This window comes from Novosphingobium olei (genome assembly GCF_037076535.1).
Taxonomy (GTDB): domain Bacteria; phylum Pseudomonadota; class Alphaproteobacteria; order Sphingomonadales; family Sphingomonadaceae; genus Novosphingobium; species Novosphingobium olei.
In genome coordinates, this window is record NZ_AP029021.1 from 503508 (window position 1) to 519793 (window position 16286).

Genomic DNA, 16286 nt, shown 5'->3' on the forward strand with positions numbered 1-16286 from the left:
GACCAAGGAGCCAAACCATGACCGAAACTGCTGCGATTTCGCGGGCCATCCCGCCGCACGTACCCGCCGATCTCGTGTTCGATTTCGATATCTATGGCGATGAACGCGTCGGCAGCGATGTCCAGGGCACCTATGCCGCGGCGCTGGCGCAGGCGCCCGATATCTTCTGGACCCCGCTCAATGGCGGGCACTGGATGGTGCGCCGCATGGATGCGATTGCCGCCGTGGCGGGCGATCCCGAACACTTCTCGGTGCGCGAGATGCAGATCCCGCGCGTGCCCAATCCGCCCTTCTTCATTCCGCTCAGCCTCGATCCGCCCGAAAACCTGCCCTATCGCCGCGCCATGTCGCCGCTGTTCGGCCCGGTCGCGGTGAAGGCGATGGAGCCCCGCCTGCACGAATGGGCGGCCACGATCATCGACGATGCGCTCGCCACCGGGGGCGAGTTCGATTTCATGGCGCACGTCGCCAAGGTGTTCCCGGTCAGCGTGTTCATGGAACTGATGGGCATGGACCTGTCGCGCCTCCAGGAATTCCGCGCGATTGCCGAAGCCTTCTTCGAAAACCAGCACGATGCGGCCAGGATCGAGGCGCTGAGCGGCCAGATCCTCGGCATCCTCAAGGGCCTCGTCGATGAAAAGCGCAGCGCACCCGATGGCAAGCTGATGAGCCACTTCATCGAGGCTGACATGGGAGACGGCCGCCGGATGAGCGAGGAGGAGATCCTCGCGATGAGCTTCGTGCTCTTCCTCGGCGGCATGGACACGGTGACCAACGTCACCGGATTCGCTTTCCAGCAGCTGGCGCAGATGCCCGATCTGCAGGCCCGCATCGCCGCCGATCCGGCCGGCCTGTCGACCGCGTTTGCCGACGAGGCCGTCCGCCTGTTCGGCGTGGTCAACACCCCGCGCCTTGTCGTCAAGGACATCGACCTGCTCGGCGTGCCCTTCCGCGAAGGCGAGATGGTGCTCAACCTGCTGCCCTGCGGCAGCCGCGACGACCGCAAGTTCGCCTCGCCCAACGTGTTCGACATCGATCGCAAGAAGGCGGCGCACGTTACCTTTTCCACCGGTCCGCACTTGTGCATCGGCCATGTGCTGGGGCGCGCGGAAATCCGCGTGCTGGCCGAAGAGTGGTTCAAGCGCGTCAAGTCGTTCCGGCTGGCGAGCGACGATCCCCGGCCCTTCCGCACTGGCACGGTCATGGCGCTCGAATCGCTGCCAATTGCCTGGGAACCCAAATGAACCATCGCCTTGACGGGGCCGACGCCCCTTACTGGCAGGGCCTTGAACAGGGCCGCCTGCTCCTGCCGCGCTGCGCGCATTGCGCGCGCTGGGCCTGGCCTGCCGCGCATCGCTGCGGCGCGTGCGGACATATCGGCGTCGTCTGGGAAGAGCGCCCGCTCAAGGCCACGCTCTATTCGTGGACGCGGACCTGGCACCGCTTCGGCATGACCGAAAGCCTCGACGTGCCCTACGTCAGCATCGTGGCCGAAGTCGCGGACTGCGGCGTGCGACTGATGGGCCGGATGGACGATCCGGCGCCTGCCGATCCGCGCATCGGCGAAGCGCTGACCGGCCGGATCGACGCAACCCTTGTCGGTGACGACCGCATCCCCGCCATCATCTGGAGCCGCACCGCATGACCAGCCATCCGTTGTACGGCACCACGGCGGTTGCGGGCGTCGGCCTGCGCCAGTTCAAGCGCGGCGCCGCGCCGCTGCCCGAACGCAGCCTGCTGGTCGAAGCGATCCTCGATGCCTGCGCCGAAGCCGGTCTCGATCCGGCCGAGGTCGACGGCTTCGTCTCCTATGGCGACGACAAGAACGAACCCGTCCGCCTGATGCCCGATCTCGGCACGCGCCGCCTGTCCTATTCGGCGGCCGTGTGGGGCGGGGGCGGCGGCGGCATTGCCGGCGCGTTCGGCGTCGCGGCGGGCGCGATCCTGTCCGGCCAGGCGAGCGCGGTCATCGTGTTCCGCGCCCTTGCCGAAGGGGCGAGCGGGCGCATGTCCGCTGCGGTCATGGCGCACCACCTCAACGATCACCTGCTTGCGGCCGGGCTCGTCGCGCCAGCGCAGATGTGCGCGATCCGCGCCCAGCGCCTGTTCGAACACCACGGCGTGAACCCTGCGCTGGTGGAAGATCTGGTGCGCGCGTCCTACCACCACGGTCGCAACAATCCCGAAGCCGTCGCCTATGGGCAGGATTTCGACATCGAAGCGCTGCGCACCAGCCGCTGGATCGCCGAACCCTTCCGCCTCTACGACTGCAGCCGCGAAAACGACGGGGCAGGGGCGCTGCTGCTGGTCTCGGCCGAACGCGCGCGCGATCTGGCCAAGCCGCCGGTCTACCTGCTCGGCTGCGCGCAAGGGGCTGAAGCGGGCTGGGGCGACCTGATGGAGAACGACGCCGACGACCTCTACGCCACCGGCGGCTTCCGCGCCGTGGCGCGCGACCTCTACACGCAGACCGGCCTGTCGCCGGCCGACATCGACTGCGTCCAGCTCTATGAAAACTTCGACGCGCAAGGCGTCATGTCGCTGATCGACCACGGCTTCTGCACCTACGAGAACGCCGCGGACGTGATCCGTTTCGACAACCTCATCGCCCAGGGCGGCGCACTGCCGGTCAACACCGCCGGGGGCAACCTGGCGCAGGGGTTCATCCACGGGATCGGCCTGCCCATCGAAGCCGTGCGGCAATTGCGCGGCGAAAGCGCGAACCCTGTGGCCGGCGCACGCACCTGCCTGCTGGCGGGCGGGCCGGGCGCGCCCACGGTCAGCTCGGCGATCTTCGCCAACGCGGTGCTCTGAAGCCTTTCGGGTCGCAACCCCGGGGATCGCCGATCCCCGGGGCCGATTGGCCTTTCTCCCGGCGCGGCGTCAGCCCTGCAGGATGGCCGGCGCCCTGGGCAGGAACACCGTCTTGGTCTCGCAGAACGCTTCCAGCCCCTCGACGCCGCCCTCGCGGCCGATGCCAGATTTCTTGAACCCGCCGAACGGATTGGTCAGGTCGAACTCGCGCCCGTTCTGCGTGAAGGTGCCGGTGCGGATGCGGCGCGCCACGGCATAGGCGCGGTCGGTGTCGTGGGTGAACACCCCGCCCGACAGGCCGAAGTCGCTGGCATTGGCGATTGCGATGGCTTCTTCCTCGCTGTCGTAGGGGATCACTGCCGTCACCGGGCCGAAGATTTCCTCCTGCGCGATGGCCATGGCATTGGTGGCGTTGGCAAAGACGGTCGGCTCGATGAAGTATCCGCGTTCGAGCGCTTGCGGGCGCACTCCGCCGGTCGCCAGCCGCGCGCCTTCGGCCAGGCCCTGCGCGACATAGGAAAACACCTTGTCGCGATGGCGCGCCATGGCGAGCGGCCCCATCATCGTGCCCGCCGCTTCGGGATCGCCCACGACCACCGCCTTCATCGCTGCGGCAAGGCTTTCGACATAGGCGTCATGTTTCGCGCGGGGCACCAGCACGCGGCTGAAGTTGATGCAGACCTGCCCGCACAGCAGCGTGATCAGCGGGGCGAGCGCCGGGCCGAGCGCGGCGGGGTCGTAGTCGTCGAGCACGATCGCGGCGGACTTGCCGCCCAGTTCCATCGTGTAGCGCGCCATGCGGGCCGCGCAGACTTGCGCGATGTGCAGGCCCACCACGGTCGATCCGGTGAAGGCCACCTTGTCGACGCCGGGATGACGCACCAGCAGGTCCGACGCCTCGCGGTCGGCGGGCAGCAGGTTGATCACGCCGGGCGGCAGGTCGGCCTCCTCGGCCGCTTCTGCCAGCAAAAAGGCTTCGAGCGGGGTCTCGGGCGAAGGCTTGAGGATGACGGTGCAGCCAGCGGCCAGCGCGGGCGCGAGCTTGACCAGCAGCGAGGCGAGCGGCCCGTTCCACGGCGCGATCGCCGCCACCACGCCCACCGCTTCCTTCACCACCACGGCGGTATCGCACGCCATGCCCTGCGCCGGGCCGACGCGCTCGAAGGCGTAGGATTCGGCCATCGCCGCATACATGTCGAGCAGGCCGGCAGCGCCGGCGCTGGCGCCGCTGGCCATCCATGCGGGCACGCCCACCTGGCCCAGCCAGCACGCATCGGCCGCCGCGCCGCGCCGGGCCAGCGCGGCGGACAGGCGGCGCATCCCGGCGGCGCGCTCGGCCGGGCTCATGCGGGGCCAGGGCCCGTTGTCGAACGCGGCGCGGGCGGCGGACACCGCCTTGTCCACTTCGGCAGGGCCGGCTGCCGCAACATCCTGCAGCGGCTGCTCGGTCGCCGGATTGACCGGACGCAGCCGCGCGCTTCCCTCCACATCGATCCAGCGCCCGCCGATGAACAGGCGATCGGGCTGGGACACGCGCGCCAACGCTGCGGAAATCGTGGTCATCGAAACTCTCTCCCATGCTCGGTGGCTCGGCGCCGACCTATAATCTAACACCATAAGATAAGGCCCGCGACAAGGGCTTTGCTGCGGCCACCCGGTGCATATATCTATTGATAGTAGATTTAGGCGATGATACGCCTTCGTTCGAATCGAAATACGGAAGAGGATATGTCCATGAACGCTCCTGCTGCGCTCGCCGCCGCCCCGGCGCTGCCCCTGATCCAGACGTTCGCGGACCTCAGCGAAGGCCAGCGCCTGGCGATGAAGCAGATCGCGCGGCATGACGAAGCGGTCGTTCCGAAGATCGAATTCACCAAGCCGGCCACCATCTTCACCTCGCCCGAACGCTTCTCGCTGGAGCAGGAGCACCTGTTCCGCGCCCGCGCCGTGCCGCTTGCGATTTCGGCGCTGGTGGCAGAGCCGGGCACCGCGATGGGCCACGATGCGCTGGGCATTCCGCTGATCATCAGCCGCGACAAGCAGGGCCAGGTCCACGTCTTCCTCAACGCCTGCCAGCACAAGGGCGCCAAGCTGCTGGAAACCTGCGATCCGGTGAAGGCCGGGCGGATGACCTGCCCCTATCACGCGTGGAGCTTCGGGCTCGATGGCAAGCTGCTCGCCGCCGCGCGCGCGGAAACCTTCATCAATCTGGACAAGACCGCCCGCAATCTGGCCGAACTGCCCGCGCGCGAACATGGCGGGATCATCTGGGTGATGCTCGATCGCCATGCAGAGCCGGACTTCTCCCCGCTGGTGCCCGAACTCGCCGACGATCTCGAAGCGCTCGATCTGCCGCGCATGCATGTCTACGGGCGGAAGCGGTTCGAAATCGCCGCGAACTGGAAGCTGGTGCTCGAACCCTTCCTCGAAGGCTACCACGTCCAGCGGCTGCACGCGCAGACCGTGGGCCCGATGTTCGCCGATGTGCCCAACGTGGTCGACCTGCTCGGCCCGACGATCCGCCAGCTTTCGGGCAAGGCCAACTTCACGCCCGAAGACCTCGATATCGAAGGCGAAAACGTCCACAAGACCGTCACCACGGTCTACAACATGTTCCCCAACTGCGTGGTCATCACCAGCCCGTGGTACATCTCGGTGATGCTGCTGCAGCCGCGCAGCGTCGATCACACCACGGTCGAATACCACATGCTCACCCGCAGCAAGCCCGACAATCCCAAGGCGGAGGAGCTCTACGCCCGCTCGTACGAGATGATCCTCAACGTCTTCGGCAACGAGGATTTCCGCGCAGCCGAGATCAGCCAGGCGGGGCTGTCCACCGGCGCACTCGACACGTGCGTCTATTCGGGGCTCGAAGCCTCGATCGCCACCTATTACGGGGTTCTCGACAGCTACCTGCCCTGATCGGCACATCGCGCTGGATTCCGCGCGCACCGCGTGGAATGAAGCGGTTTAATCGATCGATTAGGAAGCCCTGTCGCCCATGACCTTGCCCGTTGACCGCCCGCTCGCCGGCATCCGCATCGTCGATGCCGTCGGCGGGCCGCTCGCCGCGATTACCCGCCACCTCGCAGACCTTGGCGCCCGCGTAGACCGCTTCGCCGGCGACGATGGCCGCGATGCGCCGTGGCAGGCGGGCAAGGTGCTGCACGACGGCGCGATCGGTTCGGCCGAGGCGGACGCCGCCATCGCCGCCGCGCATGTCGTGGTGGTCGATGCCGCCGACTGGCCGTCGCTGGCCGATTGGCGGCGCAGGCGGCCCGAGCTCGTCTCCATGGCGGTGAGCCCGTTCGGAACCGACAGCTGCTTGTCCCACTGGCAGGCGACCGGCCCAGTAATCCACGCGATGAGCGCGATGCTCTCGCGCTCCGGCATCGGGCTCGGCGATCCGCTGTTGCCGCCGGGCGATCTCGCCCAGCTTTGCGCCGCGGCGCAGGCCGCCTTCGCGCTGACCGCCGCGCTTTATCGCGCGCTCGGCAGCGGGCGGGGCGCGCATTTCGATTTCTCGGTGCTCGAAGGCGCGGTGCAGGCGCTCGATCCCGGCTTCGGCATCAACGGCAGCGCCACGCTGGGCAAGCCGGTCGGCCTGCTCGACCGTGCCCGCCCGCCCAAGGGCCAGCTCTACCCGATCTTCGCCTGCGCCGATGGCTACGTCCGCATCTGCCTGCTCGCCAAGCGGCAGTGGCGCGGCATGTTCGCCTGGATGGGCGAGCCCGCGCAGTTCGCCGCTCCCGAATTCGACACGATGGCCGCGCGCTACGCCTCGCCCGATCTCATCCCGTACCTCGCCGCCTTCTTCGCCACGCGCACCCGCGCCGAATGCGAGCGCGAAGGCCAGGCGCACGGCGTGCCGATCGCGGGGCTGCGCTCGATGGCCGAATTCGTCGCCTCCGACCACGCTGCGGCGCGCAAGCCCGTGGTGTCCACGGCGGAGGGGCGGCAACTGGTCGATGGCGCCAGCACGGTCGATGGCGCGCGCATGGGGCCGCTTGCCGAACCGGTTGCGGCAAGCTTCGGTACCGTGCGGGAAAAGACCTCGGACGGGTTGCCGCTCGCCGGGCTCAAGGTGCTCGATTTCGGCGTGATCGTGGTGGGCGCCGAACAGAGCCGCCTGCTCGGCGACCTGGGCGCCGATGTGCTCAAGATCGAAAGCCAGGCCTTCCCTGACGGCAGCCGGCAATCCTATCTCAAGCACGGCATGTCGGTCAGCTTCGGCGCGGGTCACCGCAACAAGCGCAGCGTGGGGCTCGATCTGCGTTCCGAGCGGGGCCGGGCGCTGTTCCTCGATCTGGTACGGCAGGCCGATGTGGTGTGCTCGAACTTCAAGCCCGGCACGCTCGAAAAGCTGGGCCTGGGGCGCGAGGTGCTGCTGGCCGCCAATCCGCGCATCGTCCTGTCCGAAAGCTCGGCCTTCGGCGACAGCGGGCCGTGGAGCGGGCGCATGGGCTATGGCCCGCTGGTCCGCGCCGCGACCGGGCTCACGCTCGCCTGGCGCTATCCCGACGATCCGGTAAGCTTCAGCGACGCGATCACCGTCTATCCCGACCACGTCGCCGGGCGCATCTGCGCGATGGGGGTGGTCGCCCTGCTGATCCGCCGGTTGCGCACCGGGGCAGGGGGCCTGAGTTGCGTATCGCAGGCCGAAGTCATGCTGTGGCACTTCGCCGAGTACCTGGCGAGCGGCGAGATCGCGCCGGTGCGCGAAGCGCCGTGGGGCGCCTATCGCGTCAAGGGCGATGATGACTGGATCGCGGTCACCGTGCGCAACATGGCCGACTGGCAGGCGCTGGCCGCGCTCATCGGCTATGCCGATGCCGCTGCTCTCGATACGCCCAGCAAGCGCCACGCCGCGCGCGATGCCATCCGCGCCGCGCTGGAACAGTGGCTTGCCGGCCATACCCGCGACGATGCCGTGGCGGTCCTGCAGGGCGCGGGCGTGCCTTCGGCGCCGATGCTGCGGCTGGCCGAACTGCCCGAACATCGCTGGTATCGCGAACGCGGTTTCTTCCGCGTCGAGGATCATCCCTGGCTGGTGGAAAAGGTCATGGGCGAAAGCTTCGTGGTCCACGGCAACGACGTGCCGCCCCCGCCGAACGTGGCGGCGCCGCTTGCCGGCGAGCAGACGCTCGAGGCCATGCGCGACTGGCTCGGCCTAACCGACGACGCGTTGGCCGACCTTGTCGCCCAAGGCGTGCTCGAACCGACGGGCGAGGCGCTGCTGGCCGAAGCGCAGAGGCACGTGGCCACGGCCCCCGCTGCGGCCTGATCGCGCGCCGAGCTTCCTTGTTGGGCTAATTTTCGCCGGCGTCGGTGCCGGAATCCGTGTCACGCGTTGTTACGATCCAGCAACAAAGGTGGATGATGACGCAGCGGGTTCTTGAACGTGGTCCAACGCTGGAGCGGCTTCGCGCGCTCAAGATGGCGCGCTCGACGCATGCCTACGTGCGCGGCAACACGCAGAAGTTCTACGAATGGCTGGCAAGTTCGCCCGCATCGTCGCACTTGCCCGAAGCGCCTGCGGTGTGGATCTGCGGGGATTGCCATCTGGGCAACCTGGGCCCGGTCGCCAGCACCGAAGGCGATGTCGACGTCATGATCCGCGACCTCGACCAGACGGTGATCGGCAATCCCGCGCACGACCTGATCCGGCTGGGACTGTCGCTGGCAACGGCGGCGCGCGGGTCGGACCTTCCGGGCGTGACCACCGCGCACATGATCGAGGAAATGGTCGTGGGCTATGACCACGCCCTGTCGCTGGGCGACGAGGACGAAACCCCCGAACCCAACGTCGTACGCACGGTGCGCAGGCGGGCGCTCGGCCGGCGCTGGCGGCACCTTGCGCAGGAACGGCTTGACGATGTCGATCTACGCCTGCCGCGGGGCAAGAAGTTCTGGGCGCTGACCGATGCGGAACGCGCCGAGCTGGAACGCCTGTTCACCCGGCCCGAAGTGTGCGGCGCGATCCTGGCGCTGAAGGGGCGCGATGCCGACGATCGCGTCCGGCTGATCGATGCCGCCTATTGGCGCAAGGGCTGCAGTTCGCTGGGCAAGCTGCGCTATGCCGCGCTGGTCGCCATCGGCGGTTCGAAGAAGGACCCGGGCGGCTATGCGCTGATCGACCTGAAGGAGGCGGTTGCGACCGTTGCGCCCGTGACCGCCGCCGCCGCCGCGCGCATGCCTTCCGATCCGGCGGAGCGGGTGGTCGCCGGTGCCCGCGCGCTTTCGCCCAACCTTGGCGATCGCATGCTGGCAACACGGGTGATGGACAAGCCGGTGGTGCTGCGCGAACTGATGCCGCAGGATCTGAAGCTGGAAGTCGACCAGTTCACGCGGGCAGAGGCGACGCGGGCGGCGCGCTATCTCGCTTATGTGGTCGGCGTCGCCCATGCCCGGCAGATGGACTTGGCTGAGCGGCGCGAATGGCGCCGTTCGCTGGCGCAGCGCGCGCGCAGCGAACTGGATGCGCCGTCATGGCTGTGGGACAGCGTGGTGGACCTGACCGCCTCGCACGAGGCGGGCTATCTCGAACATTGCCGCCGCTACTCCCTGCTGGAAGCGGCCTGATACCAAGGTCCGCGCACCTTGGTATGAGAACGGTCAGCCCGCTGCGCGCCTTGCTTCGCCTCCGTTCTGCACGGCAAGCAGGCGGGCAACGTCGCGGCCCGGAACGGGGCGGCTGATCAGGTAGCCCTGGATCATGTCGCACCCTTCGCTGCGCAGCGTATCGAGCCATTCCTGCGTTTCCACGCCTTCGGCCAGCGTTTCCATGTCGAGCGCATCGGCCAGCGTGGTGATCGCGCGGACGATGGCGCGGGCGCTGTCCCCTTCGCCCAGCGCGCGCACGAAGCTCTGGTCGATCTTGATCTTGTTGAACGGGAACGAGCGCAGATAGCTGAGCGAGGAATAGCCGGTGCCGAAATCGTCGAGCGCCACGCGCACGCCCAGCGCTTGCAGCGAATGGAGGATCTTGAGCGTCTTTTCGACATTGCCGATGAACACGCTCTCGGTGATTTCCAGCTCCAATCGGGCGGCGGGAAGGCCAGTCTGTGCCAGCGTCTGGGTGACGCAGGTGGCAAGGCCATCGGCAACGAGCTGGCGCGGCGAGATGTTGACCGCCACCGAGATGTCGTCGGGCCATTGCGCCGCCTGCCGGCAGGCTTCGCGCAGCGCCCATTCGCCCAGCTGGACGATCAGCCCGGATTCCTCGGCGATGGGGATGAACACCGTAGGGCTGACCATCCCGTGTTCCTTGTGCGGCCAGCGCATCAGCGCTTCGAAGCCCTTCACCCGGTTCTGCGAGATCGAGAACAGCGGCTGGAAATAGAGCTCGAAGTCGCCATCGCGGATCGCGTGGCGCAAGTCGATCTCCATCCGGCGGCGGCGGCTCGCTTCGGCATCGAGCTCGGGCTCGAAGAAGTGGTAGGCGCCCTTGCCGTCGCTCTTGGCGCGATAGAGCGCAAGGTCGGCGCACTTGAGCAGCGCATCGGCGGTGTCGGCATCCTGCGGGCCGATGGCAATGCCGACGCTGGCCGAAACCAAGATGCTGCGCCCGTCGATCACCATTTCGCGATTGAGCCCGGTTTCGAGCACGCGGGCCAGCGCGGTGCAGTCGGTCGCGGGATCGAGTCCGGGCAGCAGCAGGCCGAATTCGTCACCGCCGAAGCGGGCGACCATCGCATCGGGGAAGCGGTCCTGCAGCGCCAGCGCAACGGTGCGCAGCAGTTCATCGCCCACCGGGTGGCCCATCGCATCGTTGATCGCCTTGAAATCGTCGATGTCGATGAAGGCGACGAGCGTGCGGTGCTGGGCGTTCTGGCGCGCGACCGCGCGGTCCAGCTTCTCGATGAAGAAGCGGCGATTGGGCAGGCCGGTCAGCACGTCGTGAAGCGAGGCGTGCATGATCTGCTGTTCGCGCTCTTCCACCGCATCGACCATATTGTTGAAGCTGAGCGCGAGCGAGCGCACTTCGGCTGCGCCTTCGACCCGGACCTTGGACACCGCGCCTTCGCCATAGGCGCGCGCGGCGTCCGCCAGCGAGCGCAAGGGGCGGGCGATCCCGCGCGACAGGCGGATCGCGGCGATGGCGCCGGCGATCAGGCCGATCATGCCGATCAGCGCCAGCACGATGCGCAGCATGGTGTAGCGGGCCATGGCCGCTTCGATCGAATGGGCAAGGACAAGGCGCGGCGCGCTGCCGTCCTGCAGGCTGGCGACCGCAGACACGCGCACGAGCTTGCCGCCGCGGCTGCCCTCGACTTCGGCGATGCGGCCAAGCGCGACGGCGCCGAGCCCGTTGCCAAGCTCCGCGCGATCGACCACGCGCGCTTCGACCGGGACGGCCGAGAGCCGGGCAAGCTGCGCCATGTCGGCCGGCCCCAGCGTCTTGGCGAGCACCAGCCATCCGGCAAGGTCGGGCATCTCGATCGGCACGGCAGCGGCGAGCGCCTGCGCGCGGCCAAGGCGGATGACGCCGCGATCGGCCCCGTTTTCAAGCCGGTTGAGCAGCGCGGCGCCGTTGATCGGGTGCCCCGGGCCGGACGCGATCACGCTGCCGTCGAGCTGGACGATCGCCGCCTCGCTCGCCCCGGCGCGATCGCGCAGGCTCTGCAGCGCGGAAACGAGCGTGGGCGCATCGCCGGTGGCGAAGGCTTCGCGGAAGCCGAAGTCATGCGCGACGACTTCGCCCGAATCCGCCAGCTGCTTCTGCCGGGTGGCGATGATCTGGTCGAACACGCGGGCATTGGCGGCAAGGTCGCGCTCGGCGGTTTCGCGGGCGAAGCGGGCGATGCCCGAACTGGCGACGGCGATGGTCACCGCCATCACCACCGCGAGCAGGGCGACATAGAGCAGGGCGATGCGGCTGCCGAGCGTGCGCACGCGCAAGGCGACGAAGCCGCGCACCGCGCGGACCAGCCTGTCTAGCGGCGAGCCCGCCCGCCGGTTCATGCGCCGTTGTCCGGTCGCACCGCCACGGCAATGCGGGCGCGCTTGCCCGGATCGAGCACCAGCTTGCCGCGCCATTCGCCGTTTGCCCCGCGGATGCGCGGGTGCCACACGACGATGTCGTAGCTGCCGTGGGCCAGGCCATCGATGCTGGCAAGGCCGTTGAGATCGCTGCGCGCGGCATAGGGCGTGTCGGTCACGCGGATATAGCCGCGCATCTTGTCGTGGATGTTGCAGCCCAGGGCGATCGTGCCGGCGATGCGGAACTGCTGCGTGCGCGTCTGGTCCTGCCCGTACAGGTCGATGCGGAACGGGCCGGGCTTCGAAAAGCTGTAGATCGAGTGGCGCACGGTGTCGAAGTTGGGGAAGGCGACCACCGCGCCCTGCGGCACGATCAGCGTGCCGGGAACGAAGGTCTGGTTCTTCTGCGCCATCGCGTTGCGCCACGGGAAGGACGGGCGGCGGGTGTCGCCGGCGGGGGGCCGGATCTCGATCACCGCATCGCGCAGCGGCATTCCGGCCTGGTCCACCACCTGCACCGGCAGCGTCGCGAGCGGGGCGGCCGAGGCCAGCAGCGGTGCGGCAAGCAGCATGCCGACAAGGGCGCAGCGACGGGGGGCGGTGCGGACGAATCGGATATTGGACGAGGGGCGCATGGCGCTTCGATTGACCGAAAACTCCTAAGAAACTCGAAACCGACACGACGGCATGCTTTAGAAATTCCTAAGAAATTCTGGTTAATTCCATTCGAACTCTTTCGAATTCGGTGCCATCTTCGTGACCCTATCCATGACCAACCCTGCATCCGGCGCACCCGGCCGGACCCGCCGCCGGCTGGCGGTCGCCGGCGCTGCCGCCGCCGCCGCGCTGCTGGCTGGCGCCACGCCCGCCCAGGCCGACCCGCTGCTCGATGGCGACAAGCTGATCCTGACCAACGGCATTGCCTCGATCGAAGGGGCGAGCGGGGGCGGGTTGGCGAGCTGGTCGACCATCGCGGGGATGGAAACCGATCGCGGCATCGGTCTGTCCGCCCATGTCACCGGCATCGCGCTGCCCGACTATGGCTGGGAAAGCCACGGCGTTGCGGTGGGCATCCGTGACCGCGTGGAGCTGTCCTATGCCCGGCAGAACTTCGACACGCGCAAGGTGGGCGCGGCGCTGGGGCTGGGCGAAGGCTTCCGCTTCAATCAGGACATCTTCGGCGCCAAGCTGCGCCTTGTCGGCGATACCGTCTATGGATCGCCGTGGCTGCCGCAGATCAGCATCGGGGTGCAGCACAAGCGCAGCCTCGACGGCGCGATCGTCCGCGCGGTGGGCGCGAAATCCGCCAGCGGCACCGACTTCACCGCCAGCGCGACCAAGCTGATCCTGTCGAAAAGCGTGCTGGTCAACGCCACCGCGCGGTGGACCAGTGCCAACCAGTTCGGCCTGCTCGGCTTCGGCGGGCCCAAGGGCAGTGCGCGCACGCTGCAGTTCGAAGGCTCGCTCGCCTACATGCTCACCTCGCGCCTCGTCGTCGGCGGGGAAGTGCGCACGCGGCCCGACAACCTGGGCATCGCGCGCGAGGACGATGCGCACGACCTGTTCGTGGCCTGGGCGTTCGATCGCCACGCCACGGTGACCGCCGCCTATGTCGATGTCGGCTCGGTGGCGACCTTCGATGGGCAGCGCGGCGCGCTCGTCTCGCTCCAGCTGGCATTCTGAAGGACTTGCCCGTGTCTGTGCTTTTCGCTCTCGCTCTCGTTGCCGCCGATCCTGCCGCTGCCGAGCCGGCGGCCCCGCCGCCCGAATCCGCCGCGCAGGAGGATCCTGGCGCGGTCGACTGGGCCAAGGAATTCGGCGTCGCCAAGAAGGTGCCCGATCCCGTAACCGGCGAACTTCCGGTCGATCCCTATTCCCAGTCCCTCGCCAACGCGGGGTCCACGCCCTTTACCGGCGCGCGCATGGCCGAGGCGTTCGGCGGGCAGGCGGGCATCCGCCGCATCGTGGGCCGTTTCGTCGATCTCAACATCGCCGATCCGCGCATTGCCGACATCTTCAAGAACCACGACATGATCCGCCTGCGCCGCACGCTGTTCGAACAGTTCTGCTACCTGCTCGATGCCGGCTGCACCTATTCCGGGCGCGACATGAAGAGTTCGCACAAGGGGCTGGGCGTGACGCGCGGCAACATGAACGCGCTGGTCGAAAACCTGCAGCGCGCGATGCGCGAGAGCAAGGTGCCGTTCGCCGCGCAGAACCGCCTGCTCGCCAAGCTGGCGCCGATGGACAAGGACGTCGTCGAGCGCTGAGCCGCGCAGGCGCCGGCAGCGGCGGAAAGTCTATTTAAACGATAGACAAATTCGCGCGAGCGGATATCAGTCCGTCCCGACGCGCCCCACGCGACCACGCGCGGGCGGCTTGCTTTCAGGGATTACGGACATGACCGATATCGCCGCCTCGCGCGGGGTGACCCGCCGTGCCGCGCTGGCCGGGGCCGCCGCTGCCGCAACCTCGCTCGCGCTTTCGCCCGCCGCTTCGGCCGCAACCCCGCCCGCGCGGCGGCCCAACGTGCTGTACATCATGGCCGACGACCTCGGCTATGCCGACCTGTCGTGCTATGGCCGGCGCGATTACCAGACCCCGGTGCTCGATGCGCTGGCGGCGCAGGGCACGCGCTTTACCCAGGCCTATGCCAACAGCGCGGTGTGCACCGCGACGCGGGTGGCGCTGATCACCGGGCGGTACCAGTACCGTCTGCCGATCGGGCTGGAGGAGCCGCTCGCCAACCGCCAGAACATCGGCCTGCCGCCCAGCCATCCGACGCTGCCTTCGCTGCTGGCCAAGGCGGGCTATCGCACGTCGCTGGTGGGCAAGTGGCACCTGGGCAGCCTGCCCGATTTCGATCCGCTGAAGAGCGGGTACCAGCACTTCTATGGCCTGCGCGGTGGCGGCGTGGATTACTACACCCACGCAACGAACGCGGGCACGCCCGACCTATGGGACGGCGGCACTCCGCTCGACCAGGCGGGCTACATGACCGACCTGCTGGGCGATCGCGCCGTGGCCGAGGTGCGGGCGGGCGCGAAGGAGGGTAAGCCCTGGTTCCTCAGCCTGCATTTCACCGCGCCGCACTGGCCGTGGGAAGCGCCGGGCGACGAGGCCGAATCCGTGCGCATCGCCGCGAAGAAGGACCCGCAGGCGCTGTTCGACTTCGATGGCGGTTCGCTGGCGACCTATGCCGCGATGGTGCGCCGGATGGACGAACAGATCGGCCGCGTGCTGGCCGCGCTCGATGCCACGGGCCAGGCCGACAACACCATCGTGGTGTTCACCAGCGACAACGGCGGCGAACGCTTTGCCGACACCTACCCCTTCACCGGGCGCAAGACCGAACTGCTCGAAGGCGGCTTGCGCATTCCCGCGATCGTGCGCTGGCCGGGCGTGGCAAGGCCCGGTGCGACGAGCGCGCAGCAGATCATCACGATGGACTGGCTGCCGACCTTCCTGGCGGCTGCCGGTACCGCGCCCGCGCCCGACGTGCCGAGCGATGGCATCGACATCCGCGCGGCGCTGACCGGCGGCACCCTGCCCGAACGCACGCTGTTCTGGCGCTACAAGAACCACGCGCAGCAGGCGGCGCGGCGCGGGCAGTACAAGTACCTGAAGATCAACGACAACACCTTCCTGTTCGATGTCGAGGCCGATCCGCAGGAGCGCGCCAACCTGAAGGACCGGGAGCCCGAGGTCTATCGCGCGCTGGTGAACGAGTGGAAGGCGTGGGACGCGACGATGCTGCCGCTCGACCCGGCTTCGCAGACGCACGGCTTCCTGCCGGGCGACCTGGCGGATCATTACGTCGCGAAGGAGTGACCGGGCGGCACCCACGCCGCCTTATCCGGCGGCGAGCCCGGACGATAACGCCTTTGGGAAGTGTACGGACCTGCGCGACCGGCGCGGGCGCCATGCGTGGCGCGTGCGCGTGGAGGGCAAGAGGAACGCTGTGGCGAGTGGCCGGCGGGGCGTTGGCTATCCCGGATCGGCTCAGCCTGAATTCGGACGGGGGCTCGAAACCCGGGCGGCGGCTCGCAAGGCGGCCCGGTCCGTAGCGATAAGTCCCGCGAGGATAAGTTCCGGGATTGGTCGCGGCCGCATGAAGGGGCCGGACCGGACTGGAACCGGACTCGCAAGGGAGGCGCTGCCACGCGGTTGAACCACCGCACCACATCCGCCCGTCCGTTGCAGTGGCGTTGGGTGTGCCCTGAGGGACTTGGGGCTTAACGCCCTCGCTGACCGCTTCCGAGGAAGCGGCCTCCCGCAGCGCCGACCCGCGCCGGTCGCGTCGGGCCTTTCCCATCGTGGAGATTGGCCCGAAGGAGCGAAGAGCAAGCCGGCCATGCCGCTCCCGGTCCGTGGGGTGGCGTATAACCTATATGGTACGTTTTGTCAAGGTTGGGAAGGAAGGGCAGAGAACAGGACAGATGCGAGGGGGTGACCCCCTCGCGCTCCCGGGACGTCTTCCGGCGCTGGTC

The 16286-nt window shown here is 68.4% G+C and carries 12 protein-coding genes; 9 read left to right on the plus strand and 3 right to left on the minus strand.

Annotation, left to right across the window (positions count from 1 at the left end):
- The first annotated feature begins 17 nt into the window (after positions 1–17).
- The 3 genes from AACH40_RS02435 to AACH40_RS02445 are packed head-to-tail and all read left to right on the plus strand — an operon-like array spanning position 18 to position 2814.
- Positions 18–1244: a cytochrome P450 gene (locus AACH40_RS02435; protein ID WP_338644052.1), complete on the plus strand. Its 1227-nt coding sequence runs from the start codon at positions 18–20 to the stop codon at positions 1242–1244.
- A complete protein-coding gene (locus AACH40_RS02440) occupies positions 1241–1645 on the plus strand; it encodes a Zn-ribbon domain-containing OB-fold protein (RefSeq protein ID WP_338644053.1) in 405 nt (134 codons plus the stop codon). The genes AACH40_RS02435 and AACH40_RS02440 overlap by 4 nt, the downstream gene beginning before the upstream one ends.
- Positions 1642–2814 carry a thiolase C-terminal domain-containing protein gene (locus tag AACH40_RS02445; protein WP_338644054.1) on the plus strand — a complete coding sequence of 391 codons (1173 nt, stop codon included), beginning with the start codon at positions 1642–1644 and terminating at the stop codon, positions 2812–2814. The genes AACH40_RS02440 and AACH40_RS02445 overlap by 4 nt, the downstream gene beginning before the upstream one ends.
- Before the next feature lie 69 nt (positions 2815–2883).
- On the opposite strand, the gene AACH40_RS02450 is transcribed toward AACH40_RS02445, so the two are convergent.
- Positions 2884–4377, minus strand: a complete 1494-nt coding sequence (locus AACH40_RS02450) for an aldehyde dehydrogenase (RefSeq protein WP_338644055.1) — start codon at positions 4375–4377, stop codon at positions 2884–2886.
- A 171-nt stretch (positions 4378–4548) separates the two neighbouring features.
- Between AACH40_RS02450 and AACH40_RS02455 the strand changes: the two genes are divergently transcribed.
- From AACH40_RS02455 to AACH40_RS02465, 3 genes are all read left to right on the plus strand, one after another.
- The gene (locus tag AACH40_RS02455; protein WP_338644056.1) at positions 4549–5736 is read left to right on the plus strand and encodes an aromatic ring-hydroxylating dioxygenase subunit alpha; all 1188 of its coding nucleotides are present in this window, start codon (positions 4549–4551) and stop codon (positions 5734–5736) included.
- A gap of 79 nt (positions 5737–5815) precedes the next feature.
- The gene (locus AACH40_RS02460; protein ID WP_338644057.1) at positions 5816–8098 is read left to right on the plus strand and encodes a CoA transferase; all 2283 of its coding nucleotides are present in this window, start codon (positions 5816–5818) and stop codon (positions 8096–8098) included.
- A 92-nt stretch (positions 8099–8190) separates the two neighbouring features.
- A complete protein-coding gene (locus AACH40_RS02465) occupies positions 8191–9396 on the plus strand; it encodes a DUF2252 family protein (RefSeq protein WP_338644058.1) in 1206 nt (401 codons plus the stop codon).
- Between the two features lie 33 nt (positions 9397–9429).
- On the opposite strand, the gene AACH40_RS02470 is transcribed toward AACH40_RS02465, so the two are convergent.
- Together AACH40_RS02470 and AACH40_RS02475 are read right to left on the minus strand one after the other, a co-directional pair.
- The gene (locus tag AACH40_RS02470; protein ID WP_338644059.1) at positions 9430–11778 is read right to left on the minus strand and encodes a putative bifunctional diguanylate cyclase/phosphodiesterase; all 2349 of its coding nucleotides are present in this window, start codon (positions 11776–11778) and stop codon (positions 9430–9432) included.
- Positions 11775–12431, minus strand: a complete 657-nt coding sequence (locus tag AACH40_RS02475; protein ID WP_338644060.1) for a methylamine utilization protein — start codon at positions 12429–12431, stop codon at positions 11775–11777. The genes AACH40_RS02470 and AACH40_RS02475 overlap by 4 nt, the downstream gene beginning before the upstream one ends.
- A gap of 133 nt (positions 12432–12564) precedes the next feature.
- On the opposite strand from AACH40_RS02475, the gene AACH40_RS02480 reads away from it, so the two are divergent.
- From AACH40_RS02480 to AACH40_RS02490, 3 genes are all read left to right on the plus strand, one after another.
- Positions 12565–13479 carry a DUF3034 family protein gene (locus AACH40_RS02480; protein WP_338644061.1) on the plus strand — a complete coding sequence of 305 codons (915 nt, stop codon included), beginning with the start codon at positions 12565–12567 and terminating at the stop codon, positions 13477–13479.
- Between the two features lie 11 nt (positions 13480–13490).
- The gene (locus tag AACH40_RS02485; protein ID WP_422394873.1) at positions 13491–14066 is read left to right on the plus strand and encodes a group I truncated hemoglobin; all 576 of its coding nucleotides are present in this window, start codon (positions 13491–13493) and stop codon (positions 14064–14066) included.
- Between the two features lie 130 nt (positions 14067–14196).
- Positions 14197–15627 (plus strand): sulfatase family protein, encoded by a 1431-nt coding sequence (locus AACH40_RS02490; protein ID WP_338644062.1) that lies wholly within the window; start codon positions 14197–14199, stop codon positions 15625–15627.
- The last annotated feature ends 659 nt before the right edge of the window (positions 15628–16286 follow it).